We start from the raw sequence: 26,623 nt of genomic DNA, 5'->3' as shown, positions 1-26,623 counted from the left end.
AGCATGGATAAGCGCGAACCGACGCTGCAGGAGTTCATGTCGTCGGCCAATGCCGGGCGCCATGGCACGGCGGCAAGGCCCTCGCCGGCCAGCGCTCCCGGTGCCGAGCCCGCGACCGGCCCCGCGACATCGGCCGCGTCCCGCACGGCAGGCACTGCCGCGGCGCGCAAGGGGCCGCCGGAGGATCCCGAGGCCTTCCATCGCTGGGTCGAGATCGAGCGGCTCAAGGTCGACATGCGCCGCCTGGAGATCGAGAATCGCCGGCTGGTCAACGAGACCCGCCGCCCCGACGCGGCCGCCGGGCGGCGTCCCGAACTGGCCCGCGCGCATGCGCCGGGATTGACGGCTGGCATCGCCGCCAGCGTGCTGCTGCTCGTGGTGATGCTGGCGCTCGGCCTGTTTCAGGCGGTCACGCTCAACAGCCAGCTGACCTCCCTGCAGGACGAGGTGGCCAGCCTGCGCATGGCCTTCGCCGCGCTGGAGGACAAGGTCGCCGATATCCCCGCCGCGCCGCCGGTGGCCACCGCCAGTGCCAGCCCCCCGGCCGCCGCGCCGGCCCCCGCCCCGGCCCCCGCCGCGGCCCCGACGCCGGCCCCGGCGCCCGCGGAGCCGGAGGTGGCTGCCGCGCCGCCCAAGCCGTCCGGCCCCGGCGCCGGCTATATCGTGCGCGTGTTCGCCCCCACCGGCTCGGTGCCGGCTGCCAAGGTCGATCAGTTCACCAGCGCGCTGAAAGCGGCCGGCTTCGAGGTGCTGATTTCCGATGCGGGCGTCGCCAACCCGACCAGCAACACGCTGTCCTTCAATCCCAGCGCGGAGGCGATGGCGAAGAAGCTCGCCGCGTTGGTGCAGGCCAAGCGCCCCGCGCTCAGCCTGGAGGTGCGTAGCTCGCCCTCCATTCCCGACAGTGCCCGGAACATCCTGATCCTTACCGTGACCGAGGACGCGCTGCGCTGAGCGTGCCGCACCGAGCCCAACAAGGTCGGGCGCGGCCGCGCGGTCACGCCGCCCGGCTGGACTTGTCGCAGGTGGCGCGGATCGCCGCGATATTGGCGCGATAGGCCTCGCGCCCGCCCTTGAACACGGCCGAGCCGGCCACCAGCACATCGGCGCCGGCCTCGACGCAGAGCCCCGCCGTCTCGGGGTTCACCCCGCCGTCAATCTCGATATGGATCGGCCGGCCGCCGATCATCGCCCGCAGCCGATGCACCTTGGGCAGCACGTCGGCGATGAAAGCCTGCCCGCCGAAACCGGGATTGACCGTCATCGGCAGGATGAGGTCCACCTTGTCCAGCACATAGGCCACCGCGCTCTCATGCGTCGCCGGGTTCAGCGCCACGCCGGCCTTCTTGCCGAGCGAGCGGATAAGCTGGAGGCAGCGGTCGAGGTGGTGTGTGGCCTCCGCCTGCACGGTGATGACGTCGGCCCCCGCCCTGGCGAAGGCCTCGATATAGGGCTCCACCGGCTCGATCATCAGATGCACGTCGAACACCTTGTCGGTGCAGGGCCGGATCGCCTTGATGACATCGGGCCCGAACGTGATGTTCGGCACGAAATGGCCATCCATCACATCGAGATGGATCCAGTCGGCGCCGGCCGCGACCACGTCGCGCACCTCCTCGCCGAAGCGGGCGAAATCCGAAGCCAGCATGGAAGGGGCGATGAGCGTCATGGGGGCCTCCCGTCATTGTGTCGGCTGTCATCTCGACCGAAGTCCAGACTCCCTCTCCCCGACGGGGAGAGGGTTGGGGTGAGGGGTCTTCGACGCTTCGCAATGGCGTAGCCCCTCACCGACCCGCTGCGCGGGCCACCTCTCCCCGACGGGGAGAGGGAAGTTCCGTGCCGTCCGGGATGACGATCATTTCAGCGGCGGGTAGCTGTCGATGCCGCCGGAAAAGACCCGGCTGGCGAGGATATCCTCGGCCTCGATCGTGGTCAGGTCCCGTGCCGTCACTGGCCGCTCGCCGTTGAACAGCCGGTTGGCCTGGCGCAGCCGGGCGCGGTCGAGCGCGTTGCGGATGGAGCGGCCATTGGCGAAATGCGGCTGCTTCATCCGCAGGTCGACATAGCGGTGGAAGGCTTCTTCCGCGTCGGGGCTCAGCGCGTAGTTCATGCCGCCCAGAAGGCGCCCGCCAATCGCCTCCAGTTCCTCGCCGGAATAGTCGGGGAAGTCGATATGGTGGGCGACGCGCGAGCGGAAGCCGGGATTGGCGGTGAAGAAGCGCTCCATGCGGTCGGAATAGCCGGCGAGGATGACCACGAGGTCGTCGCGCTGGTTCTCCATCACCTGCAGCAGGATCTCGATCGCCTCCTGCCCATAGTCGCGCTCATTCTCGGGGCGGTAGAGATAATAGGCCTCGTCGATGAACAGGACGCCGCCCATGGCGCGCTTGAGCACATCCTTGGTCTTGGGCGCGGTGTGGCCGATATACTGGCCGACCAGATCGTCGCGCGTGACGGTGACGAGATGGCCTTTCCTGACATAGCCGAGCCGGTGGAGGATCTGCGCCATGCGCAGCGCCACGGTCGTCTTGCCGGTGCCGGGATTGCCGGTGAAGCTCATGTGCAGGGTCGGGCTCACCGCCTGCAGGCCGAAACGGGCGCGCGCGCGGTCCACCAGCAGCAGCGCGCCGATCTCCCGCAGGCGGCGCTTGACCGGGCCGAGGCCGACGAGGTCGGTGTCGAGTTCCTCCAGCACGGCGGCGAGGCCGCTCTCGACGAACTCGGCCCTGAGGTCGATCGCGTCGGGCGGACAGACCCCGCTTTCGACGGGCCGGGCGTCGGCAGACGGGGTGTCGGTGACGGCATCCATGGCGAGAACTCCCGCGGTTCGTCGGGGAAAAGAAAGGGGGACCGGCTCCGGGCGCGGCATTCCAGAGCCGGTCCCTCGCGGTCGGGGAGGAAACAGGTCGACCGCGATAGTTCCGTCGGGGGAGTAGAGGGGAGACCGACGGATGGGCGGCGTTTTCGCAGCGGGAACCCTCCCGCGTCACGAAAACGCGTGACGTGTCAGCCTAGTAGCGCGCGCCCTCCGGGCGGTTCGCCGAATAGGCGCGGGTGGTGTAGCGGATCGAGCGGCCCTCGACCTCCTGCCGCTCCAACGTGAAGCCGGGCTCGTCCGCAGGGCGATCGGTGATGAAGGAGAGGCGCAGCGATTCCCAGGTATGGGTGGAATCGAAGGCGCTCACCCGGATGTAATGCTGGCCCTTATGCGCCTTGCGGCACGCGTTCAGCTCGAACATGACGCCGGCGGCGTCGCGCACGTCGAACATGGGCTGGCCCCACAGTTCCCAATAAGTGTTGCGCGGGTGGGGATCGTCGGTGAACTCGATATTCACCGCCCAGCCATTGTCGATGCAGTACTGCACCTGGCGGGTGATCTGCGGGTCCGTGAGGTCCGGCAGGAAGGAAAAGGCTCCCTGGGTAAGGCGCATGGTGGTGTCTCTCTCTCGTCATCCCGGACGGCCGAAGGCCGAGCCGGGATCGGGTCCAGAAGGAGGGCGCCCCTCGTCGGCTTGCGATCCCGGATCACGCCGCCGGCGTGTCCGGGATGACGCCCTTGGTTGGTTCAGCCTTCAGATCATTCCGCGGCGGTGGCCTGCGGCACGAAGTCGGGCGTGTCGGTGGAGGTGTAGTTGAAGGTCACGTCCTTCCACGTCTCCAGCGCCTGCTTCAGCGGCAGGCAGTGGCGCGCGGCCTGCTGCAGGATTTCCGGCCCCTCGTGCACGATGTCGCGGCCTTCGTTGCGGGCGAGGATCATGCATTCCAGCGCCACGCGATTGGCCTGCGCGCCGGCCTGGATGCCCATGGGATGGCCGATCGTGCCGCCCCCGAACTGCAGCACCACATCCTCGCCGAGCAGGTCGATGAGCTGGTGCATCTGGCCGGCATGGATGCCACCGGAGGCCACCGGCATCAGCTTGCGGGTGGAGGCCCAGTTCTGGTCGAAGAAGATGCCGTGCGCGAGGTTCTGCGGCACGAAATCCTCGCGGCACAGGTCGTAATAGCCCTTGGTCGTGTGGGGGTCGCCCTCCAGCTTGCCGACCACCGTGCCGGCATGGATATGGTCGACACCGGCGAGGCGCATCCACTTGGTGATGACGCGGAACGACACGCCATGGTTCTTCTGCCGCGTGTAGGTCGAGTGGCCGGCGCGGTGCAGATGCAGGATCATGTCGTTGCGGCGCGCCCATTTCGACATGGACTGGATCGCGGTGTAGCCGATGATCAGGTCGATCATGACGATGCTGGAGCCGAGGCTCTTGGCGAACTCGGCGCGCTCGTACATGTCCTCCATGGTGGCGGCGGTCACGTTGAGATAGGTGCCCTTGATCTCGCCGGTCTGCGCCTGCGCCTTGTTCACGGCCTCCATGCAGTAGAGGAAGCGGTCGCGCCAGTGCATGAAGGGCTGCGAGTTGATGTTCTCGTCATCCTTGGTGAAGTCGAGCCCGCCCTTCAGCGCCTCATAGACCACGCGGCCATAATTGCGGCCGGACAGGCCGAGCTTGGGCTTGACGGTGGCGCCGAGCAGCGGCCGGCCGAACTTGTCGAGCCGCTCGCGCTCCACCACGATGCCGGTGGCCGGGCCGTCGAAGGTCTTCACATAGGCGACCGGCAGGCGCATGTCCTCGAGGCGCAGCGCCTTGAGCGGCTTGAAGCCGAACACGTTGCCGATGATCGAGGCGGAGAGGTTGGCGATCGAGCCATTCTCGAACAGGTCGAGATCATAGGCGATATAGGCAAACCACTGGCCCGGCGCGTTCGGCACCGGATCGACCCGGTAGCACTTGGCGCGGTACTTGTCGTGCGCGGTGAGGCGGTCGGTCCACACCACCGTCCAGGTCGCGGTCGAGCTTTCGCCGGCCACCGCCGCCGAGGCCTCGATCGGGTCGACGCCGTCCTGCGGGGTGACGCGGAACAGGGCGATGACGTCGGTGTCCTTCGGCTCGTAATCGGGCTCCCAGTAGCCCATCTTGCGGTATTCCATCACGCCGGCGCTGTAGCGGCTGCGCGGTGGCTCGGTGGCGGTGGTCTTGTCGATGGCGTTCATCGCTCTCGCTCCATTGTAATGGGCTGGCTTACGGGCCCGCGCCGCTGATTTCTGTCGTGAAGCGGGAACGGTTGTCCCTCGCCCCATGCCTCTCCCCCACGGGGAGAGGGAGTTGGAGGCGCCCTCACGTCTCCCCGGCGGGGAGAGGCGGCCCGCGGGGCCGCGTGAGGGGAAGCCTCGCGTGGACGTCACTCCGCCGCGACGCGGGCGCCGCCGATCACCGGATCAAGCGCGCCCGAGGCATAGCGCTTGGCCATCGCCGCCAGCGGCAAGGGCGTGATCTTGGAGGCCTGCCCCGCCGTGCCGAACTGCTCGAAGCGCTCGCGGCAGAGGTCGCGCATCGCGTCCATGGCGGGCTTCAGGAACTTGCGCGGGTCGAACTCGGACACCGATCCGGTGGCGACCCTGCGGAACTGCGCGGTCATGGCGAGCCGGCAATCGGTGTCGATATTGACCTTGCGCACCCCGTGGCGGATGCCGCGCACGATCTCCTCCACCGGCACGCCCCAGGTCTGGGGCATCTCGCCACCCGAGGCATTGAACAGGTCCTGCAGCGCCTGCGGCACCGAGGAGGAGCCGTGCATGACCAGATGCACGTTAGGAAGCCGGCTATGGATCTCCTCGATCACATGCATGGCGAGGATGTCACCATCCGGCTTGCGGGAGAATTTATAGGCGCCATGCGAGGTGCCCATGGCGATGGCGAGCGCGTCGACCCGGGTAGCGGCGACGAAATCGACCGCCTGGGCCGGATCGGTGAGCAACTGGTCGTGGCTCAGCGCGCCTTCCGCGCCGTGCCCGTCCTCCGGTTCGCCGGCGCCGCTTTCCAGCGAGCCGAGCACGCCAAGCTCGCCCTCGACCGAGGCGCCCACCCAGTGCGCGGCATCGACCACGCGGCGGGTAATGGCGACGTTGTAGTCGTAATCCGCCGGTGTCCTGGCGTCCGCCTTGAGCGAGCCGTCCATCATGACGGAGGTGAAGCCGTGCTGGATGGCGGAGAGGCAGGTCGCCTCGTTGTTTCCGTGGTCCTGATGCATGCAGATCGGGATCGCGGGGTACATTTCGGTGAGCGCCTCGATCATGCGCGAGAGCATGATGTCGCCGGCATAGGAGCGCGCGCCGCGGCTTGCCTGCATGATGACCGGCGCGTCGACCGCGGAAGCCGCCTCGAGAATGGCGAGGCCCTGCTCCATGTTGTTGATGTTGAAGGCGGGCACGCCGTAGCCATGCTCGGCCGCGTGGTCGAGAAGCTGGCGAAGGGTGATGCGGGCCATTGGGTTTCTCCTCAGGCGCAGGTCAGGATGTCGCAGACGGCCTCCACCACCCCGCGGGGCGTGATGCCGAAATGCTCGTAAAGGTCGCTGGCCGGCGCCGAGGCGCCGAAGCCGTTCATCCCGACGAAGCGGCCGCGTTCGCCGATCCAGCGGTCCCAGCCGAGCCGCGCGGCGGCCTCGACGGCGACGCGCGGGGCGGTGCCGAGCACCTGCCGGCGGTAGTCCGCGCTCTGCGTCTCGAACAGTTCCCAGCACGGCATGGAAACCACGGCCGCATCGACATCGCGCAGCGCCAGCATGTCCGCCGCCTTGAAGGCGATCTCCACTTCCGATCCCGTGGCCAGCAGCGTCACGTCGCGCCGGCGCTTGGGCTTGCGGGCGACATAGGCGCCGTAGCCGGTGAGGTTCTCTTCCCGGTGCTCGGTGCGGAACGTCGGCAGGTTCTGCCGCGAGAGCGCCAGCACCGAGGGCGTTCCTTCCGCATGCAGCGCCAGTTGCCAGGCTTCCAGCGTCTCCACCGCGTCGGCCGGGCGGAACACGTGCAAGTTCGGCGTCGCCCGCAGCATGGCGAGGTGCTCCACCGGCTGGTGCGTCGGCCCGTCCTCGCCGAGCCCGATGGAATCATGGGTGAACACATAGACCACGCGCTGGCCCATCAGCGCCGAGAGACGGATGCCGCCCCGCGCATAATCGGAGAACACCAGGAAGGTGCCGCCATACGGGATGAAGCCGCCATGCAGCGCGAGCCCGTTCATGACGGCGCTCATCGCGTGTTCGCGGATGCCGTAATGCACATAGCGGCCGGCATAGTCGCCCGGTGCCACCGAGCCGAGCCCCTTGGTGAGGGTGAGGTTCGAGTGGGTCAGGTCGGCCGAACCGCCCAGCGTGAGGTCGGTGGCGGCGTTGATGATGCCGAGCGCCATTTCCGAGGCCTTGCGGCTGGCGACATTCGGCCGGGCTTGCGATAGTTCGCGCTTGTAGGCGCTGAGCTTCTCGTCGAAATCGGCCGGCAGTTCGCCCTCGATGCGGGCGTCGAACTCCGCGCGCCGGCCAGAGGCGGCGAGCCGCTTCTCCCAGTCCTCGCGGGCCGCGCGCCCCCGTGTCGCCACGGCCCGCCAGGCCGTGCGCACGCTCTCGGGAATCTCGAACGGCGGATGGCTCCAGCCGAGCCGGGCGCGGGCGCCCTCGATTTCAGCCGCACCCAGCGGGGCGCCGTGCGCGCCCTCGGTGCCGGCCTTGGTCGGTGCGCCGAAGCCGATCGTGGTGCGGCAGGCGATCAGGCTCGGCCGATCCGAGCGGCGTGCCTCGTCAATGGCGTCGACCACCGCGTCACAGGCATGGCCGTCGACCGAGACGACATCCCAGCCGCTCGCGCGGAAGCGGGCGAGCTGGTCGGTCGAGGTGGAAAGCGTGGTGCGCCCGTCAATGGAGATGCCGTTATCGTCCCACAACACGATGAGCTTGCCCAGCTTCAGATGTCCGGCGAGGTCGATGGCTTCGTGGCTGATGCCCTCCATCAGGCAGCCATCGCCGGCGATGACATAGGTGTGGTGGTCGACAAGGTCGTCGCCGAAGCGCGCGTTCATCATGCGCTCGGCGAGCGCCATGCCCACCGCCGTGGTCAGCCCCTGGCCGAGCGGGCCGGTGGTGGTTTCCACGCCGAACGTGTGGCCATATTCGGGATGGCCGGCGGTCACCGCGCCGAGCTGGCGGAAGCGCTTGATCTCGTCGATCCCCATGTCGGCATAGCCGATGAGATGGTGGATCGCGTAGAGCAGCATCGAGCCGTGCCCGGCCGAGAGGATGAAGCGGTCGCGGTCGGCCCAGTTGGGGCGCGAGGGATCGACCTTCATGAAGCGGGTGAACAGCGCGGTGGCGGCATCGGCCATGCCCATCGGCATGCCGGGATGGCCGGACTTCGCGCGTTCCACCGCGTCCATGGCGAGAGCGCGCAGGGCATTGGCCATGTCGACAGGGGCCGCCGCGATATCGCGGGCCGGCTCGCTGACAGCCGGGTCGCCAAAGGCCTGGTCGTTGGGTCGGTTGAGCATGGTGGTCTCCCGGCTCACGCGGCGCGCCGCTTCTTTTCGACGAGGTTGAGGATCATCGGCGTCAGGATCAGCTGCATCGCGATGTCGAGCTTGCCGCCCGGAATGACGATGGAGTTGGCGCGGCTCATCCACGAGCCCTGGATCATCGAGAGCAGGTAGGGAAAATCGATGCCGCGCGGGCTCTTGAAGCGGATGACGACGATGGATTCGTCGGCCGTCGGGATCCAGCGCGCGATGAACGGGTTCGAGGTATCGACCGTCGGCACGCGCTGGAAGTTGATATCGGTATGGGTGAATTGCGGGCAGATATAGTTCACGTAATCGGGCATGCGCCGCAGGATGGTGTCGGTCACCGCCTCCGTGGAATAGCCGCGATGCGAGCGGTCGCGATGGATCTTCTGGATCCATTCGAGATTGATCACCGGCACGACGCCGATCTTCAGGTCGGCATAGCGCGCGACATCGACATTGCCGCTGATGACCGCCCCATGCAGCCCCTCGTAGAACAACAGGTCGGTCGGGGTCGGGATCGCTTCCCAGTCGGTGAAGGTACCCGGCGGGCCGCCGAATTCCTCCGCCTCCTTGGCGTCGTGCACATAGTGGCGGGTCTTGCCCGAGCCGGTACGGGAATAGGAGCGGAAGGTTTCCTCCAGTTCCTCGAACAGGTTCGAATCGGGGCCGAAATGGCTGTAATGGTGGTTTCCACGCCCTGCTTCCTCCGCCATCCTCTCGCGCATGCCGGCGCGGTCGTAGCGATGGAAGGCGTCGCCCTCGATATAGGCGGCGGTCACGTTCTCGCGGCGGAAGATCTGCTCGAAAATGCGGCGGACCGAGGTGGTGCCCGCGCCCGAGGAACCGGTGACGGAAATGATGGGGTGATGGATCGACATCGCTTCCTCTCCCCTCAGGCGCGCAGCAGGCCGCGGCGGCCGAATAGCGGCGAACGCTCGGGCATGGCGCTGGAATCGTGGTGGTAGCGGCCGATGCGCTCGACCTCGGCGCGCGAGCCGAACACCAGCGGCACACGCTGGTGCAGATGGGTCGGCTGCAGATCGAGAATGGACGTCACGCCATCGGTCGCCGCGCCCTGCGCCTGCTGCATGAGGAAGGCGACGGGGTTGGCCTCGTAGACCAGCCGCAGCCGGCCGTGCGAATAGCCCTGCCGCGCGTCGCCGGGATAGAGATAGACGCCGCCGCGCATCAGGATGCGGTACACGTCGGCCACCATGGAGGCGACCCAGCGCGTGTTGAAATCCTTGGCGCGCGGACCGTCAGTGCCGGCACGGCAATCCTCGACATAGCAGCGCACCGCGAAATCCCAGTGCCGCTCGTTGGAGCCGTTAATGGCGTATTCCGCCGTCTCGGGCTTCACGCTCACCTTCGCTTCCGCCAGCAGGAAAGCGCCGGAGGCCGGGTCGCGGACGAAGATCTGCGTGCCCTCGCCAACGGTGAGCACCAGCGAGGTCTGCGGCCCGTAGACCAGGAAGCCGGCCGCGAGCTGGCGGGCGCCCGGCTGCAGCAGCGCGTCGGGCCCGGTATGGGGCAGGATCGAGAAGATGGTGCCGACGGTGAGATTGGCATCGATATTGGACGAGCCGTCGAGCGGATCGACTGCCACCGCCAGCGTGCCGGCGGGATCGAGCAGTTCAGCCGTCTCCGCCTCCTCCGAGCCGTACAGCGCGACCGGCGCCGCGCGCAGGGCATCGCGGAGCAGCGTGTCGGCGATGACGTCCAGCTCCTTCTGGCTGTCGCCGTCCTCGTGATAGCCGCGCACCGTGGCCAGCGCGCCGGCCAGCGGACCGGCCGCCAGCAGTTCGGAAATCTTCAGGCCGGCATCGGCGAGCGCGTTGACGCTCGCGGCAATGTCGCGACGCAAGGGATCGGTCTGCGACCACCGTGCGAGGTGATCGCTCAACGTCGGGCGTATCATGGCGTTTCCCCAGTTATGGCGAGGGCTTGTGCCCTGTGGCGTGTCGTTTCCGTGAGCCTTCGAGCGGGGAACCCGAAGCGGCGGACGCCTCTTGTTGATGACACACTGCCCGACTTGTGGGCGTAAGGAAATTCGAATATTCTTTGCGTTGCCTTCAATTTTATTGAAATGTAATGCCAGATGCGTAATGCCACGCTCAAGCAGTTGCGCGCCCTCGCAGCGGTCGTCGATACCGGCACCGTCACCGCCGCGGCCAAGCGCCTCAACGTCACGCCCCCCGCCGTGACGATGCAGATTCAGCAGCTGGAAGAGCATCTGGGCCTGCCGCTGCTCGACCGCGCGGGCGAACGCTTCCAGCCAAGCGCGGCCGGGCGCGAGGTGATCGCCGCGGTGCTGCGCATCGAGCACGCGCTGGCCGATTGCGGCGCGGCGCTGGATGCGATGAAGGGGCTGAAATCCGGCCATGTCTCGGTCGGGCTTGTGTCGACGGCGAAGTATTTCGTGCCTAATGCGCTCGGCGCCTTCGCGCGGCTGCATCCGGGTATCGACATCGCGCTGGTCGTGGGCAATCGCGAGGAGATGATCGCGGCGCTGCGCGGCGATGGCGTGGACCTTGCCATCATGGGACGGCCGCCGCTCGACATCGAGGTCGACAAGAGCCTGATCGGCCCGCATCCCCACCTCATCATCGCCCCGGCGGACCATCCCCTGCTCGGCCGGCGCGTGAAGCCCGCAGCGCTGGCCAGCGCGAACTTCCTCTCGCGCGAGCCGGGCTCGGGCACGCGCGGGCTGATGGAGCGGTTCTTTCAGGAATCGGGCATCGAGCCGCGCATCGTGATGGAAATCGGTTCCAACGAGACGATCAAGCAGGCGGTCATGGCGGGGCTCGGCCTTGCCTTCATCTCCGCCCACACCATTGCCGCCGAGGTCACCGACGGGCGCCTCGCCACGCTCGACGTGGAGGGGCTGCCGGAGATCCGCCAATGGTTCGTGGTCAAGCGCTCGGCCAAGCGCCTCACCCCGCCGGCGGCGGCGCTGGTCGAGTTCCTCGCCCGTCGCGGGCCGGAATTCCTGCCGACCCTCAGCCCCGTGCCGCCGCCACGGTAGGGTCAGCGGCGAGGCAGCCGAGCCCGATGAGCGTCGCCCGCACCGCCTCGTTGAGCGGCGTGCGCGGCTCCTCCCCCAGCGTGGCGACAAGGCGGGCATTGTCGAGCCGCACCGGCGCGCGCCAGAGATAGGCCATCTCGCTCAGTTCGCGGAACAGCGGCACCATGGGGGAGACGAGGCGCATCAGCGTCCAGGGCAGTTTCTTCACCGGCAGTCGCGGCTCGCCGAGCGCATGGCGGATGGCGCCGATCATCGCCGTGCCATCCTCATCCCACTGGCCGTCCATGTGGAAGCGGGCGAAGGCCGGCAGGTCCCCGCGCTCGGCGAGGCGCGCCATGGTCTCGCCGACATCCGGCAGATAGGCCCATTGATGGCCGACGCCCGGCCGGCCGGGATAGGTGAGGACGCGGGGCCGGCTGCCCGCTTTCACCAGCGCCTGCCCGAACCAGTTATTGCCCGCGCGCGGGCCGAAATAATCACCCGCCCGCACGACGAGCGCGGTGATGTCGCCCGCCGCCACCGCCGCGGCCAGCCGCCGCTCCATCTCCGCCCGGATCGCTCCCTTGGCGGTGCGCGGGCGCTGCGGTGCCTCCTCGCCGATGAGCGGGAAGCCCTCCGGCCCGGAGCTAAAGGTCTCCGGCCCGTAATTATAGACCGTGCCGGGCAACAGCACGCGCGCGCCGCGCGCGCGGGCGGCCGCCAGCGAATTGTCCAGCATGGGCAGCACCAGCCGGTTCCAGTGGCGATAGCCGGGCGGATTGACGGCATGGACAATGAGTTCGGCGCCCTCGGCGGCGCGGCGCATATCGGCGGCATTCAGCGCATCGCCGCGCACCGGCTCGATGCCCTCGCCGTGCGCCGCGCCGCTGCGCGTCAGGGCCCGCACCCGCCAGCCGCGCCGCGCCAGGGCGAGCGTCACCTCGCCACCAATGCCGCCCGCCGCGCCGACCACCAATGCCGTTCTCATGGAAACCTCCCTCACGTCGATGGGGGAGGATGACGCGGTCAGGCACTCCACGAAATTGCGCAAAATTCTGGATCTACTATACATAAATCGATGAACATCGAGCCGAGCTGGGACCTCTATCGCAGCTTCCTCGCCGTGCTGGAGGAGGGATCGCTCTCCGGCGCGGCGCGGCGGCTTGGCCTGACCCAGCCGACATTGGCGCGCCATCTCGATACGCTGGAGGCGGCGATCGGCGCGCCGCTTTTCCTGCGCACGCAACGCGGCCTCGCCCCGACCGAGGCGGCGCTGGAGCTGCGCCCCTATGCGCGCGCGCTGGCCGCCACATCGGCGGCACTGCTGCGCACGGCCTCGGCGCGGGCGGGCGAGGTGCGCGGCACGGTGCGGCTCACCGCCTCGGAGGTGGTGGGCGCCGAGCACCTGCCGCCAATCCTCGCCAGCCTGCGCGCGCGCCACCCCGGGCTGGTGATCGAGCTGGTGCTTTCCAACACGGTCGAGAATGTGCTGGAACGCGCCGCCGACATTGCCGTGCGCATGGTCGCGCCGGCGCAGGACGCGCTTCTGGCGCAACGCCTGCCGCCCCTGCGGATCGGCCTGCATGCCCACCGCCGCTATCTCGCGCGCAAGGGCATGCCGGCAAGCCTTGCGGATCTCACCGGCCATGACCTGATCGGCTTCGACCGGGAGACGCCGGCCATCCGCGCCGCGCTGCAGCTTTTTCCCATGCTGGCGCGCGGCGGCTACGCGCTGCGCACCGACAGCGACCTCGCCCAGCTCGCGGCGATCCGCGCCGGCTTCGGCATCGGCATCTGCCAACAGGCCATCGCGCGGCGCGACCCCGATCTCGTGCCGGTGCTGGCGGACGTCTTCGCGCTGGATCTGCCGGTGTGGATCGTCATGCACGAGGATCTCAAGGCGAGCGCGCGCTGCCGCGCAGTGTTCGACGCGCTGGTCGAGGGGCTGCGAACGGTGGCGGGCCGCCCGTCCGCCGCGCCATGAAAGCCGCGCCATGAAAAAGGCCGGCTCGCGCCGGCCTTTTCCTTATCGATGCCGGCTCTCCGGTCCGGTGAACCTTACGCCTTGAAGTCTTCCAGCTTGAACGGCAGCGAGCGCAGCCGCTGGCCGGTGGCATCGAAAATGGCGTTGGAGAGCGCAGGCGCGACGCCCGGCACGCCGGGCTCGCCGATGCCGGTCGGGGCATTGGCGGAGGGGACGACATGCACCTCCACAACAGGCATTTCCGACATGCGCAGCGGGATGTAGCTGTCGAAATTCGCCTGCTCCACCACGCCCTTGTCCATCGTGATCTCGTCGTGCAGCGCCGCCCCGAGCCCGAAGCCGACGCCGCCCTCGATCTGCGCGGCGATGACGTCCGGGTTGATGGCGATGCCGCAGTCCACGGCGCAGACCACCTTGTCGACCTTGATCTTGCCATCGACCACCGAGACGTCGATTACGCTGCCGACCACGGTGTTGAAGCTCTCATGCAGAGCGAGGCCGCGCCCCTTGCCGGGCCCCGCCTTCGGCCCCCAATTGGCCTTTTCCGCCAGCAGCTTCAGCACGGCGGAATGGCGCGGCTTGTCCTTCAGCAGTTCGAAGCGCAGCGCTACCGGGTCGCGTCCGGCGGCGTGGGCCAGTTCGTCGATCATCACCTCCACCACCTGGGCTGTGTGGGTGTGGCCGACCGAACGCCACCAGAGCGTGGGCACGCCCACCTTGGTGGTGTGCAGGTCCACGGCGAAGTCGGGGATGGCGTAATTGGTGTCCGCCGCCCCCTCCACCGAGGTGCCGTCCACGCCTTCCTTGACGAGGAAGGATTCGAACGGCGTGCCGACGATGAAGGACTGGCCGACGATCTGCTGCTGCCAGCCGGCGATCTTGCCGTCCGCGGTCAGGCCGGCCCGCACCGTGTGGTAGAACATGGGGCGGTAATAGCCGCCCTTGATGTCGTCCTCGCGGGTCCAGACGAGATGGACCGGCGCCTTGCCGTCAATGGCCTTGAGGATGGTGGCGGCCTCGGCGACATAGTCGGCGGGGATATTGGCCCGCCGGCCGAACGAGCCGCCGGCCCACAGCGTCTCGATTTTCACCTGCTCGGGCTTCAGCCCCAGGATGCCGGCCGTCACCGCCTGCTCGATGGTCTGGAACTGCGAGCCGGTGAAGATGGTGACGCCGTCCGCAGTCTTCTCGATCACGCAGTTCAGCGGTTCCATCGGCGCGTGGGCGAGATAGGGAAACGCGAACTCGGCCTCGATCACCTTGGCCGCGCCAGCCATCCCCTTGGCCGCGTCGCCCCGGCGGGCGGCGGGCTTGCCGCCGGGCGCGGCGGCGAGCTTGCGGTATTCGTCCATCAGCTCGGACGTGCCGCGCATCTCCGCGCCGCTCTCGTCCCATTCGATGGCGGTCAACGCATCGCGGCCCTGGATCGCCGCCCAGGTGTTCTGCGCCAGCACCGCGATGCCGTTCGGCACCGCGACGACATCGACCACGCCCGGCACCTGCTTCGCCGCGCTCGCGTCGAAGCCCTTCACCTTGGCACCGAAGCGGTCGGGACGGCGGATGACGGCGGTGAGCATGCCCGGGCGGCGGATGTCGAGCGCATAGACCGCCTTGCCGTCGGTCTTGTCGGCGGAATCGAGCCGCGGCAGGCGGGTGCCGATCAGCCGGAAGTCCTTCGGGTCCTTCAGCGTCACGTCCTTAGGCACCGGCTGCCGGGCGGCGGCCAGCGCGAAGTCGCCGAACGGGGCGCTGTGGCTGCCGCTGGTCAGCACGCCCTTGGCGATGGTGATGCTGTCCGCCGGCACTTTCCACTGCTCGGCGGCGGCGGCGACCAGCATGTGGCGCGCGGCGGCGCCGGCCTTGCGCAGTTGTTCCCAGCTATTGGCGATGGAGGTCGAGCCGCCCGTGCCCTGGATCGGGCCGAATAGCAGGTTGTTGTAGAGCTGCGCGTCGGCCGGCGCGAAGGCCGCGCGCATCTGGCTCCAGTCGGCGTCGAGTTCCTCGGCGACGATGGTGGTTAGGCCCGTGGTGGTGCCCTGGCCCATGTCGAGATGCTTGATCAGCACCGTGACGGTGCTGTCGGGGGCGATGCGCACGAAGGCATTGGGCATCGGCCCGTCGGCCATCGCGGCGGCGAGGCTCTCGGAGGGGCCGAGGTGAACCCCGATGACCAGCGCGCCGGAAATCGCCGCCGCGGCTTTCAGGAATCCGCGGCGCGAAGGGGCGTCGAGCGTGGCGGATGCGGGAGCGAGGCGCTCAAGCATCCGTGCATAGTCGGCCGGCTGGATGTTGTGCATGGCGCTCACGCGAGGTTGGAGGCAGCTTCGTGGATGGCGGCGCGGATGCGCTGATAGGTGGCGCAGCGGCACACATTGCCGTCCATCGCGGCGTCGATGTCGTCGTCGGTCGGCTTGCGGTTCTCGCTGAGCAGGCCGACCGCCGACATGATCTGGCCGGACTGGCAGTAGCCGCACTGCACCACATCGAGCTTGCGCCACGCCGCGACCACGGCCTCGCCCACCTTACCGGTGCCGGCGACGCCTTCGATGGTGGTGACGTGCTTGCCCTCGACGTCGGACAGGAACGTCTGGCACGAGCGTACCGGCGCTCCGTCCAGATGCACCGTGCAGGCGCCGCACAGCGCCGCGCCGCAGCCGAACTTGGTGCCGGTGAGACCGACAACGTCGCGGATCGCCCACAAGAGCGGCATGTTGCCGTCGGCGTCGATCGTCCGCTCGGTTCCGTTGAGTGTGAATTTCATGAGAAGCCCTCTCCTCGGGGATGAGGAGGCGCAGCAAATGCGGCCGCCCCTCGCTTCCCGGTGCGGGGAGGGCGGCCTTTTCCTAGCGCTCCGTCGCAGAGGCTAGGCTATCATGACAGATATCATCTAATCACCAGTCCGTGAGCTATATCCGTGTGGTTACGGCTCTTTTCGCCGCTCCGCCCGATGCCCTGCCACCGCGCCATCCCCCACGCCGAGCATGCCGCCCACCAGATCGGCGAGGTCGCGAATATCGTCCTCGATGCGATCGTCCCGCCGGCTGGCGGAGGCGTAGAAGATGCCGTCGAGCATGAGGCCAATGCGTCGGGCGACGCGCGGCACGTCGAGCGGACCGAACCGCCCGGCCTCGATCCCCCGTCGCAGCGCGCCTTCCAGCACCCTTTTCTCACCGTCATAGAACCCGGCGATCAGCCCGTCGATTTCCTCGTCGCGGATGTTGGAATTCGCGTAATCCGCCATCAGCTTGACCATCTGCTCCAGCGTGGCGGCCAGTTCGATATGGGTGTCGAGCCAGGCGAGGATCTCCGCCAGCGGCTCCAGTCCGGCGGCCCGGCGCGCCTCGTAGCTCACCACGAGCTGCTCGATCGCATGGCCGAGCGCGCGGCGCACGAGGTCGTCCTTGTTGTCGAAATAGTGGTAGAGCAGCCCGACATTGATGCCGCACGCCTGCGCGATGTCGCGCACCGTGACGATCGAATAATGCTGCTGCGCGAACAGCTTGAGCGCCGTCTGCAGAATGATCGCGCGGCGCTCCGCCGGCTGCAGGCGCTTGCGCGCGGGCTTGGCGTCGGCCGTCGTGGCCATCGCGGGGGCCGGCGTCGCAGCCGACCTTGTGGCCGATATGGCGGTCATGCTCGTTCCCTCCGTAAGAGTACGGATTTTTTGCCTTGCCTATGTGCTATGCGTGCTCATTTGTTAGGCTTGCAGCAGATATTAAGTCCCCGTTTAATAGCCTGGTCCCGCCCGCAGCGCGACATCTTCGTTCCGCGACCAGGAGCCCGTCCCATGAAGCGCATCCTCAGGGCCGCCGCCCTGTTCGCCGGCCTCACCGCCGCGGCTCTCGCCGGAGGCCTGCCGGGTTCGGCCCAGGCCGCCCCCAAGAAGAATTTCAAGCTCGCCTACACGGTCTATATCGGCTTCATGCCGTTCGCCTATCTGAAACAGTCCGGCATCATGAAGAAGTGGGCGGACAAATACGGCATCGATGTCGAGATCATCCAGGCCAACGACTATGTCGGCTCGGTCAACCAGTTCATCGCCGGCGAGATCGACGCTGTCGGCGTCGCCTCCATGGATGGGCTCACCATGCCGGCCGCCGGCGGCGTCGATACCTCGGTCTTCCTCATCACCGACTATTCGAACGGCAACGACATCGTGCTGTCGAAGACCGCGAAGAGCGTGAAGGACTTTGCCGGCCAGGACGTCTACCTGCTGCAATATTCCGTCTCGCACTATCTGCTGAACCGCGCGCTGGAGAAGGACGGCGTCGATCCGGCCTCGGTCAAGACGGTGAACATCTCGGACAGCGAGGTCTCCGCCGCCTTCGTCTCGCAGCCCGACATGAAGCACGCCGTGTCGTGGAAGCCGCTCACCGAGGACATGCTCAAGGTCAAGGGCACGACCAAGCTGTTCGACAGTTCGCAGATCCCCGGCGAGATCATGGACGTGTTCATCGGCAAGGCCGATGTGCTCAAGGACAATCCCGACTTCGCGCGGGCCGTGACCGGCGCCTGGTACGAGGCGCTCGCCATCCTCAAGGAGGGCGGCGCCAAGGCCGAGGAGATGCGCGCGGTGATGACCAGCGCCATGGGCACGGACACCGGCGGCCTGCAGAGCCAGCTCGACACCACCCATTTCTTCTACACCCCGGCTGAAGCGCATGCCTTCCTGACCTCGCCCGAGAACGCGAAGATCTGGAACAGCATCCGCACCTTCTGCTTCCAGCAGGGCCTGTTCGGGCAAGGCGCCACCAGCGTCGATACGATCGGCATCGAAGTGGCCGATGGCACGGTGCTGGGCGACAAGGCCAACATCAAGTTCCGCATCAATGCCAGCTTCGCCAAGCAGGCCGCCGACGGCAAGCTTTGAGCTGCCTCAAGGGAGCCAACAGGGCGAGCCAAACAGCCGGGCGCAGCTCCCTCTCCCCGAGGGGGAGAGGGGTGGGGTGAGGGGCCTTCTCCCGCTCCGCAGCCAAGTTGCCCCCTCACCGACCCGCTTCGCGGGCCACCTCTCCCCGACGGGGAGAGGGAAGTAAAGGCCGCACCATGCGCCGCATCATCAATTATGCGCCTCGCGTCGGCGTCCGGGTGATCCTCGCCGCCCTGCCCTTCGTGGCGGTGCTGGCGATCTACCTGATCGCCTCGAATGCGCGGCTCGCGATCGAGCCGAACGACAAGCTGATGCCCGCCTTCGCCACCTTCTGGGCGACGCTGACGCGCCTCGCCACGACGATCGACAAGGCCACAAATCAGTACCTGTTCTGGTGGGACACCTGGCTCAGCCTGCAGCGGCTGTTCCTCGGGCTCGGCATCTCGGCGCTGGCCGGGCTGGTGCTGGGCATCCTGGTCGGCTTCATCCCCTATCTGCGCGCGACGTTCGAGCCGTTCTTCGCCGCCTTCTCGCTCATTCCCCCGCTCGCCGTGCTGCCGATCCTGTTCATCCTGTTCGGCCTCGGCGAAGTCTCGAAGATCGTGCTGATCGTGTTCGGCATCGCGCCCTTCATCATCCGCGACGTGATGCTGCGCGTCGCCTCGATCCCCGCCGAGCAGATCATCAAGGCGCAGACGCTCGGCGCCAACACGTGGCAGATGATATCCGGCGTGGTGCTGCCGCAGGTGATGCCGCGCCTCATCGATTCCGTGCGCCTCTCGCTTGGCGCGGCGTGGCTGTTCGTCATCGCCGCCGAGGCGATCACCGCCGAGGGCGGGCTCGGCTACCGCATCTTCCTGGTGCGGCGCTATCTCGCGATGGACGTGATCCTGCCCTATGTCGCCTGGATCACGCTGCTCGCCTTCCTCATGGACTGGGGCCTGCGCAGGCTCGCAGCCGCCGCCTATCCCTGGGACCGGATCAAGGCGGCCTGAATGACCACGATCATCCTCGACAATGTGTGGAAGGAATATGAGGACCGCGTGGTGCTGGAGCGCGTCAATCTCGCGCTCGACGACCACGAATTCCTCGTCATCATCGGTCCCTCGGGCGTGGGCAAGACCACGCTGCTGCGCCTGCTGCTCTCTCAGGAACAGCCCTCGCGCGGAAGGATCCTGATCGACGGCGAGCCGATCGCCTCGGAGCCCACCGCCGATCGCGGCGTGGTGTTCCAGCGCTATTCGGTGTTCCCGCACCGCACCGTTCTGGGCAACGTGATGCTGGGCCCGCAATGGGCCGGCGCGCCCATTCTCGGCCGCTTCTTCGGCGCGCGCCGGCGCGAACTCGAATCCCGCGCCATGGCGCTGCTGGAGCGCGTGGGCCTCGCCGATTCCGCGCGGAAGTACCCCGCCCAGCTCTCCGGCGGCATGCAGCAGCGGCTCGCCTTGGCGCAGGCACTCATCATGAAGCCGAAAGTGCTGCTGCTCGACGAGCCGTTCGGCGCGCTGGACCCCGGCACCCGCAAGTCGATGCACCAGCTGGTGCGCGAATTGTGGGAGGAGAATGCGATGACCATCGTCATGGTCACGCATGACCTCTCGGAAGCGTTCCTGCTCGGCACCCGCGTCATCGCCGTGGATCGCCCACGCAACGACCCGCAGGCACCCGAGCGTTTCGGCGCCACCATCGCCTCCGACTTCGAGGCCAAGTTCCGCAGCGTGCGCGACAGTCGCCGCTTCGAGGCCGAGCGCGAAAAGCTCCGCCTCACCCTCGTCTCCGCCGATTCCACCCAGAATTCCTTGCCCGGCGGCATCTCGCCCGTCCGGGCGCTCGTGAAGGACTGATCGCAATGGCCGACAAGCGCTTCCACCTCGCCTGGTTCATGAACTTCACGCCCGACGAATGGCGCGAGCCGTTCGGCCAGGGCGGCAATCCGTGGGACGGGCAGTTCTATGTGGAAATGGCGCAGTCGCTGGAGCGGGCCTGCTTCGATCTCATCATGATCGAGGACAAGCTCATGGTGCCGGAGACCTATGGCGGCTCGCGCGACCTCTCGCTCAAGCATGCCATGATGGTGCCGAAGGCCGATCCCGCGCCGCTGGCGGTGGCCATGGGCATGGCGACCCGGCACCTGGGCGTGGTCGCCACGCTGTCGACCATGGCCTACCCGCCCTTCATGCTGGCGCGGCTGTCCTCGACCATCGACAGCCTGACCAAGGGCCGCTTCGGCTGGAATGTCGTCACCTCCGCCGAGGACCTGATGGCGAAGAATTTCGGCATGGACAAGCTGCCCCCGCGCGAGGACCGCTACGCCATGGCCGAGGAATATATGGAGGTGGTCGGCAAGCTGTTCGATTCGTGGGAGCCCGACGCGGTGGTGCTCGACCGCAAGAACGGCATCTATGCCGATGGGTCCAAGGTCCACACGATCGACCACAAGGGCACCTATTATCAGGTGCGCGGGCCGCTCAACACCGTGCCCTCGCCGCAGCGCCGTCCCGTGTATCTGCAGGCCGGCGCCTCCCCGCGCGGGCGCGACTTCGCCGCCCGGCATGCCGACGCCATCGTCTCGGTGGCCAATGGCGTGGAGGGCATGAAGGCGTTCCGCGCCGATATCCGCGCCCGCGCCGAGAGACTCGGCCGCGACCCGGACGATATCAAGGTGTTCTTCTGCATCTGCCCGAGCCTGGGCGAGACGGAAAGCGAGGCCCGTGCCCGCTATGACAATGTCACCATGTCGGACAGTTTCGTCACCGACGTGCTGATCTCCATTTCCGCCATCACCGAAATCGACTTCGCCCAGTACGACCTCGACAAGCCGCTTCCCGAAAAGCTCGTCACCAATGGCGAATCCGGCACGCTCGACAAGTTCCAGCAATGGGGCTCGGGCAAGACGCTGCGCCAGCTGGCGGCGGCGGGCGGCGGCGGCCTCGTCTCCTCGATGGATCTGATCGGCACGCCGGCGCAGGTGGCCGAGCAGATGGGCGCGGCGATGGACGAGGTGGGCGGCGACGGCTTCCTCATCACCACGCCGGTGCTGCGCGTCTCGCGTCGCTACATCGCGGAGATCTGCGACGGGCTGGTGCCGGAGCTGCAGCAGCGCGGCCTCGTGCGCCGCGAATACAAGCACCAGCTGCTGCGGGACAATCTGCGCGAATTCTGAGCCGCGCCGCCCTGCCTCTCCCCCTCTCGCCGGTCCAACCCCGGCGCCTTTTCCCGGTTCAACATGGAGCATGCCCATGGCGACGTGCGATCCGCACCCGCACCCTGCCAGCCGGCTGAAGCTGGCCGGCACGCCGCCGGGCGCCGGGCCGTTTTCACCGGTGACGCGGCAGGATTATCGCGACGCCATGGCGCGGCTCGGCGCGGCGGTCAATATCGTCACCACCGACGGGCCGGGCGGGCGCCACGGCTTCACCGCCTCGGCGGTGTGCTCGGTGACGGATACGCCGCCGACCCTGCTGGTGTGCCTCAACAAGGGCTCGTCCGCCGCCGCCACCTTCCACGCCAATGGCGTGCTCTGCGTCAACACGCTGGCACCCGAGCACGAGGAATTGTCGCGGCTGTTCGGCGGCGGCACGCCGCCGGCCGAGCGCTTCAAGGCCGGGCACTGGCGCCGCGCGGCGACCGGCGCGCCCATGCTGGTCGGCGCGCCGGCGGCCTTCGACTGCCGCATCACGCGCGCGGTCGAGGTGGGCACGCATGACGTGCTGTTCTGCGAAGTGGTCAATCTGGCATCCGACGGCGCGCAGGACGGCCTCATCTATTTCGGCCGCCGCTATCACGCGGTGGGAAGCGGGGGCGAGGCGTGACAGCCGCGCAGGCGCTGCGGCGCGCCGACCATGGCGCCCGTTTTCGAAGCATTCCGGCGCGGACCCGGCCGGTGCGGCATGGGACCGGGGGCCTGGCAACCGGCTGGAGTCCCTCGCTCATCGGTTCTCGCCGCGGGTTCGGCGGGAGCCGCGCGAGGGTCGGCGAGTGACGAGCGAATAAGCGCGGCCTGCTCAAAACATGGACGTGCCTGATTGTTGAATCCGGCTTAGCGTTTCCCCGCCGCCGAACAGCGCGGCTTCCCGGAACCGGGGAGCTAACTACCTGCCATCAGGCTTGTTTCGCGGTTCTAAGAATAGACACTTTCCAGCCCGGCCGACCAGACGACCGCCCAACTGCATCACCGGTTTCACGCCATCCCCGGAATGTGCCGACGCCGGCCGGATGCCGGTTCCAGAGGAGAGAACAATGCTGACGAAGACCTTCCGCCGGTGCCTCGCCGGTGCCTTTGCCGGGGCCGTCCTCGCCGCCGGTGCCGCCCAGCCCGCGCTCGCGGGCAAGATCTCCATCGGCCACACGGTGTGGGTCGGCTATGGCCCGCTCTACCTCGCCAAGGAACTCGGCTACTTCAAGGAGAACGGGGTCGACGTCGATTTCCAGGTGGTCGATGATTCCGCCCTCGCCATGGCCGCGCAGGCCGCCGGCAAGCTGGACGGCACCGCCACCACGCTGGACGAGATCCTGAAGTATCGCTCGGACAATTTCTGCTTCAAGGCGGTGGCGCTGTTCGACGAGAGCCATGGCGGCGACGGCATGGTCTCGGTCAAGGAGATCAACTCGCTCAAGGATCTGAAGGGCAAGACGGTCGCGCTGAACGAGGGCTCGACCTCGCAGTTCTGGTTCTCCTACCTGCTCAAGAAGGAAGGCATTCCGCTGAAGGATGTCGAGGTGCTCAACATGAGCGCCGACGCCGCCGCCGCCGCCTTCATCGCCGGCCAGGTCCCGGTCGCCGTCACCTGGGAGCCGAATCTCACGCTGGTGAAGACCAAGAATGTCGGCAAGGTGCTCACCGACAGCGCCGCCACGCCGGGCGTCATCGTCGACGTGCTGGAAATCTCCTGCTCGGTTCTGAAAGACCGTCCGGCGGACGTGAAGGGCTTCGTCGCCGGCCTGCAGAAGGCAGTCGACTACATCAAGACCAACCCCGACAAGGCCTATGCCATCATGGCCAAGGGCGTGGGCGGCTATCTCAAGGAGCCCAAGGACTTCGCCGACGCCGCCTCGGGCGTGAAGTTCTACGACAAGGCCATGACGGTGGAATATCTCGGCACCCCGGAAAAGCCGGGCAAGGTGACCGATGTGATCACCCTCGGCAACGAGATCTGGACCGACCTCGGCAAGATCAAGAAGCCGATCGGCTATGCCGAGATCATCGATCCCAGCTTCACCCAGTGATCGCAGCGACGCCCCACGGGTGTTCTCCCCCTCTCCCTGTCCAAACCCGGCTGTTGCCGCGTTCGGTACCGGGAAGGCAGAAGCCGGAAGCATCCGGCTTCTGGGAGAGGGGCGGGGGCAAGGGGCTCCGCCGCTCCGCGATGGCGTCGCCCCTCACCGACCCGCTTCGCGGGCCACCTCTCCCCGGCGGGGAGAGGAAATGACGAGTTGAACACGTAGACTGAACTGAGAGGCTTCATGGCCCGCAAGCGCTCCCTCATCGATGCCTGCCTCACCCCCAAGAGCGAGGTGCCGGCCGGCCTGCGCTATGCCGTCTCCACGCTCACCTGGCTGGTGGTGATCGGCCTGTGGTCGCTGGCGACCTATGGCGGCTTCATGAAGGACATCTTCCTGCCCTCGCCCAGCGCGGTGATCGGCGCCTTCTTCCGCCTGTTCGAGGATGGCACGCTGCAGCAGCACATCTGGGCGAGCCTGCAGGTGGTGGTGATCGGCTTCCTCATCTCCTCCCTCATCGCCGTGCCGCTCGGCCTGCTCATGGGCACGTTCCGCGTGGTGCAGGCCGGCCTCGAACCGCTGGTCAACTTCATCCGCTACCTGCCGGTAACCTCCTTCGTGCCGCTGTTCATCCTGTGGATCGGCATCGGCATCGAACAGCGCATCATGGTCATCTTCTTCGGCACCTTCTTCCAGCAGCTGGTGATGATCGCCGACGTGTCGCGCGGCGTCTCGAAGGACCTGCTGAACGCCTCCTACACGCTCGGCGCCTCGCGCCGCGACGCGCTGCTGCACGTGCTGACCCCCGCCGCGCTGCCGGGCATCGTCGACACGCTGCGCATCACCATGGGCTGGGCCTGGACCTACCTGGTGGTGGCGGAGCTGGTCGCCGCGTCCTCGGGCCTCGGCTACATCTCGATGAAGGCGATGCGCGGCTTCCAGGTGGATGTCATCTTCCTCGCCATCGCGGTGATCGGCCTGCTCGGCCTGTTCACCGACACCGTGTTCCGGCTGGTGCGCCTGCGGCTGGTGCCGTGGGCGAACTGATCCCCCTCAACCGCGACCGGGAGCGAGCGATGAGCGTCGTCCAACTGCAGCGCGAGACCTCGCCGGCGAATGCCGGCATCGGATCGGCGACCTCTGGCGCCGGCGCCACCGAGCCGCGCCTGCGCATCAAGGATGTGCGGCTGGAATATTCCACGCGCGGCAAGAATGTCGTCGCCATCGACAACATCTCCATCGACGTACCGGACAACCAGTTCGCCGTCATCGTCGGCCCCTCGGGCTGCGGCAAGTCGAGCCTGCTCTATCTCGTCGCCGGTCTCGCCGAGCCGACCTCCGGCGAGATCCTGCTCGGCGACGAGGAAGTGGACGGGCCCGGGCCGGACCGCGGCATGGTGTTCCAGTCCTACACGCTGTTTCCCTGGCTCACCGTGCGCGAGAACGTGGAATTCGGCCTCAAGCGCCGCCGCATGCCGGCGAAGCAGCGGGAGGAGATCGTCAACCGCTACCTCAACGAAACGGGCCTTGCCGCCTTTCACGACGCCTACCCCAAGCAGCTCTCCGGCGGCATGATGCAGCGCGTCGCCATCGCCCGCGCGCTCGCCAACGACCCGAAGATCCTTCTCATGGACGAGCCGTTCGGCGCGCTGGACAGCCAGACCCGCAACTCCATGCAGAAGCTGCTGCTGCGGGTGTGGGAAGAGAACCGCAAGACCGTGCTGTTCGTCACCCATGACATTGACGAGGCCATCCTGCTCGGCGACCGCATCTATGTGATGACCGCGCGTCCCGGCCGGCTGAAGGAGGAGATCATCGTCCCCATTCCCCGCCCGCGCTCGATGGACATGGTGATGGATGCGGAATTCATCGCCGTGAAGCGCCGCATCCTCGATCTGCTCAAGAACGAGATCAAGGACGACGAGCATTAGATGGTGCCCCGATCTGAGGGCAGCGCCGCCAGATCGGGGCACGCGGGTTGCATCGGTCGTTCCGAGACGGCCACGCTCAGCGCGGACGCAGCGCCGCCCGCCCGCGGCGCTTCAATTCGTCGATCGAGCTGATCCCCATCAGCCCCAGCGTGAGGCTCACTTCCTCGCTCAGATGGGCGATGATGCGGGCGACGCCCGCCTCGCCGGCGGCGGCGAGGCCATAGACATAGGCGCGCCCCAGCATCACCCCGGAGGCGCCGAGCGCCAGCGCCTTGACGATGTCGGCGCCGCGACGGATGCCGCCATCGAACAGGATTTCCAGGCTGCCGCCCAGCGCCTCGGCGATGTCCGGCAGCGCGGCGATGGTGGAGGCGGCGCCGTCGAGCTGGCGCCCGCCATGGTTCGACACCACGATGGCGTCGACGCCGGCCGCGCGGGCGGTCAGCGCATCCTCCCGCGCCAGGATACCCTTCAGCACCAGCCGCCCGTTCCAGCGCGCGCGCAGGTCGTCGACATCCTTCCAGGACAGGCGGGTGTCGATGCGCCGCGAGAGGTGGCTCGCCTGCTCCAGCACACCCCGGCCGAATTCCGGCCGATGCGCGATGGCTCCCACTTCCGGCCGGCCGGCGCGCAGCATGTCGAGGCTCCACCGCGGCCGCGTGGCGAATTTCAGCGCGAGGGCCGGCGTGATGCGGGTGAGCGAGCGGAAGCCGTTGCGTACGTCGCGTTCGCGCACCGAGGTGATGGCGGTATCGACCGTGACGAACAGCGTCTCGACACCGGCCGCGCGCGCCTGCTCCAGCAATGCGTCGCCGATGGCGCGATCATTCATCACGTAGAGCTGGAAAGCCAGCGGCCCGCTGGTCGCCTGCCGCAGCTGGCCCAGCGAGGCGATGGAGAAGGTGGAGAGGCACAGCCCGATGCCGGCCGCATGCGCCGCCTTCGCCGCGGCCACTTCGCCATGGCCGGCATAGAGGCCGAGAAAACCGACCGGTCCGAGCATGAAGGGCAGCGGATGATCGGTACCGAGGAAGCGGGTCGTGAGGTCGCGCGCCGAGACGTCGTTGAGCACGCGCTGCACCAGCGTCCAGCGGGCAAAATCCTCGCGGTTGGCGCGCAGCGTTTCCTCGGCGAAGGCGCCGCCATCGACATAGTCGAAGAAGATGCGCGGCAACCGGCGACGGGCGGCTTGGCGGGCATCCTCGACATTGACGATCATGATGGGGCGAC

Annotated in this window: 24 protein-coding genes; 11 read left to right on the top strand and 13 right to left on the bottom strand. The window is 67.8% G+C overall.

The features are described from left to right. Positions 1 to 3: 3 nt before the first annotated feature. Positions 4 to 954 (top strand): hypothetical protein, encoded by a 951-nt coding sequence (locus tag QOZ99_RS11470; protein WP_306890092.1) that lies wholly within the window; start codon positions 4 to 6, stop codon positions 952 to 954. Positions 955 to 997: 43 nt separating this feature from the next. Here the strand turns inward: QOZ99_RS11470 and rpe are convergent, their stop codons facing one another. From rpe to QOZ99_RS11430, 8 genes are all read right to left on the bottom strand, one after another. After that, complete coding sequence (gene rpe / locus QOZ99_RS11465; RefSeq protein WP_306890091.1) at positions 998 to 1,669, bottom strand: ribulose-phosphate 3-epimerase; 672 nt, start codon at positions 1,667 to 1,669, stop codon at positions 998 to 1,000. A gap of 186 nt (positions 1,670 to 1,855) precedes the next feature. Then, on the bottom strand, positions 1,856 to 2,809 hold the full coding sequence (gene cbbX / locus QOZ99_RS11460) for a CbbX protein (protein ID WP_306890089.1): 954 nt from the start codon (positions 2,807 to 2,809) through the stop codon (positions 1,856 to 1,858). Between the two features lie 202 nt (positions 2,810 to 3,011). Continuing rightward, positions 3,012 to 3,431, bottom strand: coding sequence for a ribulose bisphosphate carboxylase small subunit (locus QOZ99_RS11455; RefSeq protein ID WP_306890088.1), 420 nt, complete (start codon positions 3,429 to 3,431; stop codon positions 3,012 to 3,014). Between the two features lie 146 nt (positions 3,432 to 3,577). After that, positions 3,578 to 5,047 (bottom strand): form I ribulose bisphosphate carboxylase large subunit, encoded by a 1,470-nt coding sequence (locus QOZ99_RS11450; protein ID WP_306890087.1) that lies wholly within the window; start codon positions 5,045 to 5,047, stop codon positions 3,578 to 3,580. A gap of 188 nt (positions 5,048 to 5,235) precedes the next feature. Further along, complete coding sequence (gene fba, locus QOZ99_RS11445; protein ID WP_306890086.1) at positions 5,236 to 6,321, bottom strand: class II fructose-bisphosphate aldolase; 1,086 nt, start codon at positions 6,319 to 6,321, stop codon at positions 5,236 to 5,238. 11 nt (positions 6,322 to 6,332) lie between these two features. Beyond that, a complete protein-coding gene (gene tkt / locus QOZ99_RS11440; RefSeq protein ID WP_306890201.1) occupies positions 6,333 to 8,288 on the bottom strand; it encodes a transketolase in 1,956 nt (651 codons plus the stop codon). A gap of 98 nt (positions 8,289 to 8,386) precedes the next feature. Next, complete coding sequence (locus QOZ99_RS11435; RefSeq protein ID WP_306890085.1) at positions 8,387 to 9,262, bottom strand: phosphoribulokinase; 876 nt, start codon at positions 9,260 to 9,262, stop codon at positions 8,387 to 8,389. Between the two features lie 14 nt (positions 9,263 to 9,276). Further along, positions 9,277 to 10,302, bottom strand: a complete 1,026-nt coding sequence (locus QOZ99_RS11430) for a class 1 fructose-bisphosphatase (protein WP_306890084.1) — start codon at positions 10,300 to 10,302, stop codon at positions 9,277 to 9,279. A 180-nt stretch (positions 10,303 to 10,482) separates the two neighbouring features. Between QOZ99_RS11430 and QOZ99_RS11425 the strand changes: the two genes are divergently transcribed. After that, positions 10,483 to 11,409: a LysR family transcriptional regulator gene (locus QOZ99_RS11425; protein WP_306890083.1), complete on the top strand. Its 927-nt coding sequence runs from the start codon at positions 10,483 to 10,485 to the stop codon at positions 11,407 to 11,409. On the opposite strand, the gene QOZ99_RS11420 is transcribed toward QOZ99_RS11425, so the two are convergent. Further along, positions 11,384 to 12,376 (bottom strand): NAD-dependent epimerase/dehydratase family protein, encoded by a 993-nt coding sequence (locus QOZ99_RS11420; protein ID WP_306890082.1) that lies wholly within the window; start codon positions 12,374 to 12,376, stop codon positions 11,384 to 11,386. The genes QOZ99_RS11425 and QOZ99_RS11420 overlap by 26 nt on opposite strands. Positions 12,377 to 12,466: 90 nt before the next feature. Between QOZ99_RS11420 and QOZ99_RS11415 the strand changes: the two genes are divergently transcribed. Further along, positions 12,467 to 13,372: a LysR family transcriptional regulator gene (locus QOZ99_RS11415; protein ID WP_306890081.1), complete on the top strand. Its 906-nt coding sequence runs from the start codon at positions 12,467 to 12,469 to the stop codon at positions 13,370 to 13,372. Between the two features lie 74 nt (positions 13,373 to 13,446). Here the strand turns inward: QOZ99_RS11415 and QOZ99_RS11410 are convergent, their stop codons facing one another. The 3 genes from QOZ99_RS11410 to QOZ99_RS11400 all read right to left on the bottom strand — a co-directional run bounded on the left by QOZ99_RS11410 (position 13,447) and on the right by QOZ99_RS11400 (position 17,006). After that, positions 13,447 to 15,669 carry a xanthine dehydrogenase family protein molybdopterin-binding subunit gene (locus QOZ99_RS11410; protein ID WP_370876839.1) on the bottom strand — a complete coding sequence of 741 codons (2,223 nt, stop codon included), beginning with the start codon at positions 15,667 to 15,669 and terminating at the stop codon, positions 13,447 to 13,449. A 5-nt stretch (positions 15,670 to 15,674) separates the two neighbouring features. Then, positions 15,675 to 16,133, bottom strand: coding sequence for a (2Fe-2S)-binding protein (locus QOZ99_RS11405; RefSeq protein ID WP_183189085.1), 459 nt, complete (start codon positions 16,131 to 16,133; stop codon positions 15,675 to 15,677). 159 nt (positions 16,134 to 16,292) lie between these two features. Then, the gene (locus QOZ99_RS11400; RefSeq protein WP_306890080.1) at positions 16,293 to 17,006 is read right to left on the bottom strand and encodes a TetR/AcrR family transcriptional regulator; all 714 of its coding nucleotides are present in this window, start codon (positions 17,004 to 17,006) and stop codon (positions 16,293 to 16,295) included. Positions 17,007 to 17,159: 153 nt separating this feature from the next. Here QOZ99_RS11400 and QOZ99_RS11395 point away from each other — a divergent pair, with 153 nt between their 5' ends. The 8 genes from QOZ99_RS11395 (at position 17,160) to QOZ99_RS11360 (ending at position 25,393) form a co-directional block, all read left to right on the top strand. Next, positions 17,160 to 18,242 carry a putative urea ABC transporter substrate-binding protein gene (locus QOZ99_RS11395; RefSeq protein ID WP_306890079.1) on the top strand — a complete coding sequence of 361 codons (1,083 nt, stop codon included), beginning with the start codon at positions 17,160 to 17,162 and terminating at the stop codon, positions 18,240 to 18,242. 176 nt (positions 18,243 to 18,418) lie between these two features. Further along, entirely contained in the window at positions 18,419 to 19,237 is an 819-nt protein-coding gene (locus QOZ99_RS11390) for an ABC transporter permease (protein WP_306890078.1), read from the top strand. Then, on the top strand, positions 19,238 to 20,086 hold the full coding sequence (locus QOZ99_RS11385) for an ABC transporter ATP-binding protein (protein WP_306890077.1): 849 nt from the start codon (positions 19,238 to 19,240) through the stop codon (positions 20,084 to 20,086). A gap of 5 nt (positions 20,087 to 20,091) precedes the next feature. Continuing rightward, positions 20,092 to 21,405, top strand: coding sequence for an NtaA/DmoA family FMN-dependent monooxygenase (locus tag QOZ99_RS11380; RefSeq protein WP_306890076.1), 1,314 nt, complete (start codon positions 20,092 to 20,094; stop codon positions 21,403 to 21,405). A 187-nt stretch (positions 21,406 to 21,592) separates the two neighbouring features. Further along, positions 21,593 to 22,054 carry a flavin reductase gene (locus QOZ99_RS11375; protein ID WP_306890198.1) on the top strand — a complete coding sequence of 154 codons (462 nt, stop codon included), beginning with the start codon at positions 21,593 to 21,595 and terminating at the stop codon, positions 22,052 to 22,054. A gap of 427 nt (positions 22,055 to 22,481) precedes the next feature. Further along, positions 22,482 to 23,468, top strand: coding sequence for an ABC transporter substrate-binding protein (locus tag QOZ99_RS11370; protein WP_306890075.1), 987 nt, complete (start codon positions 22,482 to 22,484; stop codon positions 23,466 to 23,468). Between the two features lie 237 nt (positions 23,469 to 23,705). After that, positions 23,706 to 24,509, top strand: coding sequence for an ABC transporter permease (locus QOZ99_RS11365; RefSeq protein WP_306890074.1), 804 nt, complete (start codon positions 23,706 to 23,708; stop codon positions 24,507 to 24,509). Positions 24,510 to 24,538: 29 nt separating this feature from the next. Then, positions 24,539 to 25,393 (top strand): ABC transporter ATP-binding protein, encoded by an 855-nt coding sequence (locus QOZ99_RS11360; protein ID WP_306890073.1) that lies wholly within the window; start codon positions 24,539 to 24,541, stop codon positions 25,391 to 25,393. Between the two features lie 76 nt (positions 25,394 to 25,469). On the opposite strand, the gene QOZ99_RS11355 is transcribed toward QOZ99_RS11360, so the two are convergent. Beyond that, entirely contained in the window at positions 25,470 to 26,612 is a 1,143-nt protein-coding gene (locus QOZ99_RS11355) for an alpha-hydroxy acid oxidase (protein WP_306890072.1), read from the bottom strand. Positions 26,613 to 26,623 lie beyond the last annotated feature (11 nt).

The organism is Ancylobacter amanitiformis, assembly GCF_030814815.1.
GTDB lineage: Bacteria > Pseudomonadota > Alphaproteobacteria > Rhizobiales > Xanthobacteraceae > Ancylobacter > Ancylobacter amanitiformis.
This window is presented reverse-complemented; position numbering and strand designations above follow the sequence as displayed.

What these genes read in the sequence shown, in the direction of transcription:
- QOZ99_RS11470 (WP_306890092.1), top strand. Translation starts at nt 4, where the DNA reads ATGGATAAGCGCGAACCGACGCTGCAGGAGTTCATGTCGTCGGCCAAT.
- rpe (WP_306890091.1), bottom strand. Translation starts at nt 1,669, where the DNA reads ATGACGCTCATCGCCCCTTCCATGCTGGCTTCGGATTTCGCCCGCTTC.
- cbbX (WP_306890089.1), bottom strand. Translation starts at nt 2,809, where the DNA reads ATGGATGCCGTCACCGACACCCCGTCTGCCGACGCCCGGCCCGTCGAA.
- QOZ99_RS11455 (WP_306890088.1), bottom strand. Translation starts at nt 3,431, where the DNA reads ATGCGCCTTACCCAGGGAGCCTTTTCCTTCCTGCCGGACCTCACGGAC.
- QOZ99_RS11450 (WP_306890087.1), bottom strand. Translation starts at nt 5,047, where the DNA reads ATGAACGCCATCGACAAGACCACCGCCACCGAGCCACCGCGCAGCCGC.
- fba (WP_306890086.1), bottom strand. Translation starts at nt 6,321, where the DNA reads ATGGCCCGCATCACCCTTCGCCAGCTTCTCGACCACGCGGCCGAGCAT.
- tkt (WP_306890201.1), bottom strand. Translation starts at nt 8,288, where the DNA reads ATGGCCAATGCCCTGCGCGCTCTCGCCATGGACGCGGTGGAACGCGCG.
- QOZ99_RS11435 (WP_306890085.1), bottom strand. Translation starts at nt 9,262, where the DNA reads ATGTCGATCCATCACCCCATCATTTCCGTCACCGGTTCCTCGGGCGCG.
- QOZ99_RS11430 (WP_306890084.1), bottom strand. Translation starts at nt 10,302, where the DNA reads ATGATACGCCCGACGTTGAGCGATCACCTCGCACGGTGGTCGCAGACC.
- QOZ99_RS11425 (WP_306890083.1), top strand. Translation starts at nt 10,483, where the DNA reads ATGCGTAATGCCACGCTCAAGCAGTTGCGCGCCCTCGCAGCGGTCGTC.
- QOZ99_RS11420 (WP_306890082.1), bottom strand. Translation starts at nt 12,376, where the DNA reads ATGAGAACGGCATTGGTGGTCGGCGCGGCGGGCGGCATTGGTGGCGAG.
- QOZ99_RS11415 (WP_306890081.1), top strand. Translation starts at nt 12,467, where the DNA reads ATGAACATCGAGCCGAGCTGGGACCTCTATCGCAGCTTCCTCGCCGTG.
- QOZ99_RS11410 (WP_370876839.1), bottom strand. Translation starts at nt 15,669, where the DNA reads ATGCACAACATCCAGCCGGCCGACTATGCACGGATGCTTGAGCGCCTC.
- QOZ99_RS11405 (WP_183189085.1), bottom strand. Translation starts at nt 16,133, where the DNA reads ATGAAATTCACACTCAACGGAACCGAGCGGACGATCGACGCCGACGGC.
- QOZ99_RS11400 (WP_306890080.1), bottom strand. Translation starts at nt 17,006, where the DNA reads ATGACCGCCATATCGGCCACAAGGTCGGCTGCGACGCCGGCCCCCGCG.
- QOZ99_RS11395 (WP_306890079.1), top strand. Translation starts at nt 17,160, where the DNA reads ATGAAGCGCATCCTCAGGGCCGCCGCCCTGTTCGCCGGCCTCACCGCC.
- QOZ99_RS11390 (WP_306890078.1), top strand. Translation starts at nt 18,419, where the DNA reads ATGCGCCGCATCATCAATTATGCGCCTCGCGTCGGCGTCCGGGTGATC.
- QOZ99_RS11385 (WP_306890077.1), top strand. Translation starts at nt 19,238, where the DNA reads ATGACCACGATCATCCTCGACAATGTGTGGAAGGAATATGAGGACCGC.
- QOZ99_RS11380 (WP_306890076.1), top strand. Translation starts at nt 20,092, where the DNA reads ATGGCCGACAAGCGCTTCCACCTCGCCTGGTTCATGAACTTCACGCCC.
- QOZ99_RS11375 (WP_306890198.1), top strand. Translation starts at nt 21,593, where the DNA reads ATGGCGCGGCTCGGCGCGGCGGTCAATATCGTCACCACCGACGGGCCG.
- QOZ99_RS11370 (WP_306890075.1), top strand. Translation starts at nt 22,482, where the DNA reads ATGCTGACGAAGACCTTCCGCCGGTGCCTCGCCGGTGCCTTTGCCGGG.
- QOZ99_RS11365 (WP_306890074.1), top strand. Translation starts at nt 23,706, where the DNA reads ATGGCCCGCAAGCGCTCCCTCATCGATGCCTGCCTCACCCCCAAGAGC.
- QOZ99_RS11360 (WP_306890073.1), top strand. Translation starts at nt 24,539, where the DNA reads ATGAGCGTCGTCCAACTGCAGCGCGAGACCTCGCCGGCGAATGCCGGC.
- QOZ99_RS11355 (WP_306890072.1), bottom strand. Translation starts at nt 26,612, where the DNA reads ATGATCGTCAATGTCGAGGATGCCCGCCAAGCCGCCCGTCGCCGGTTG.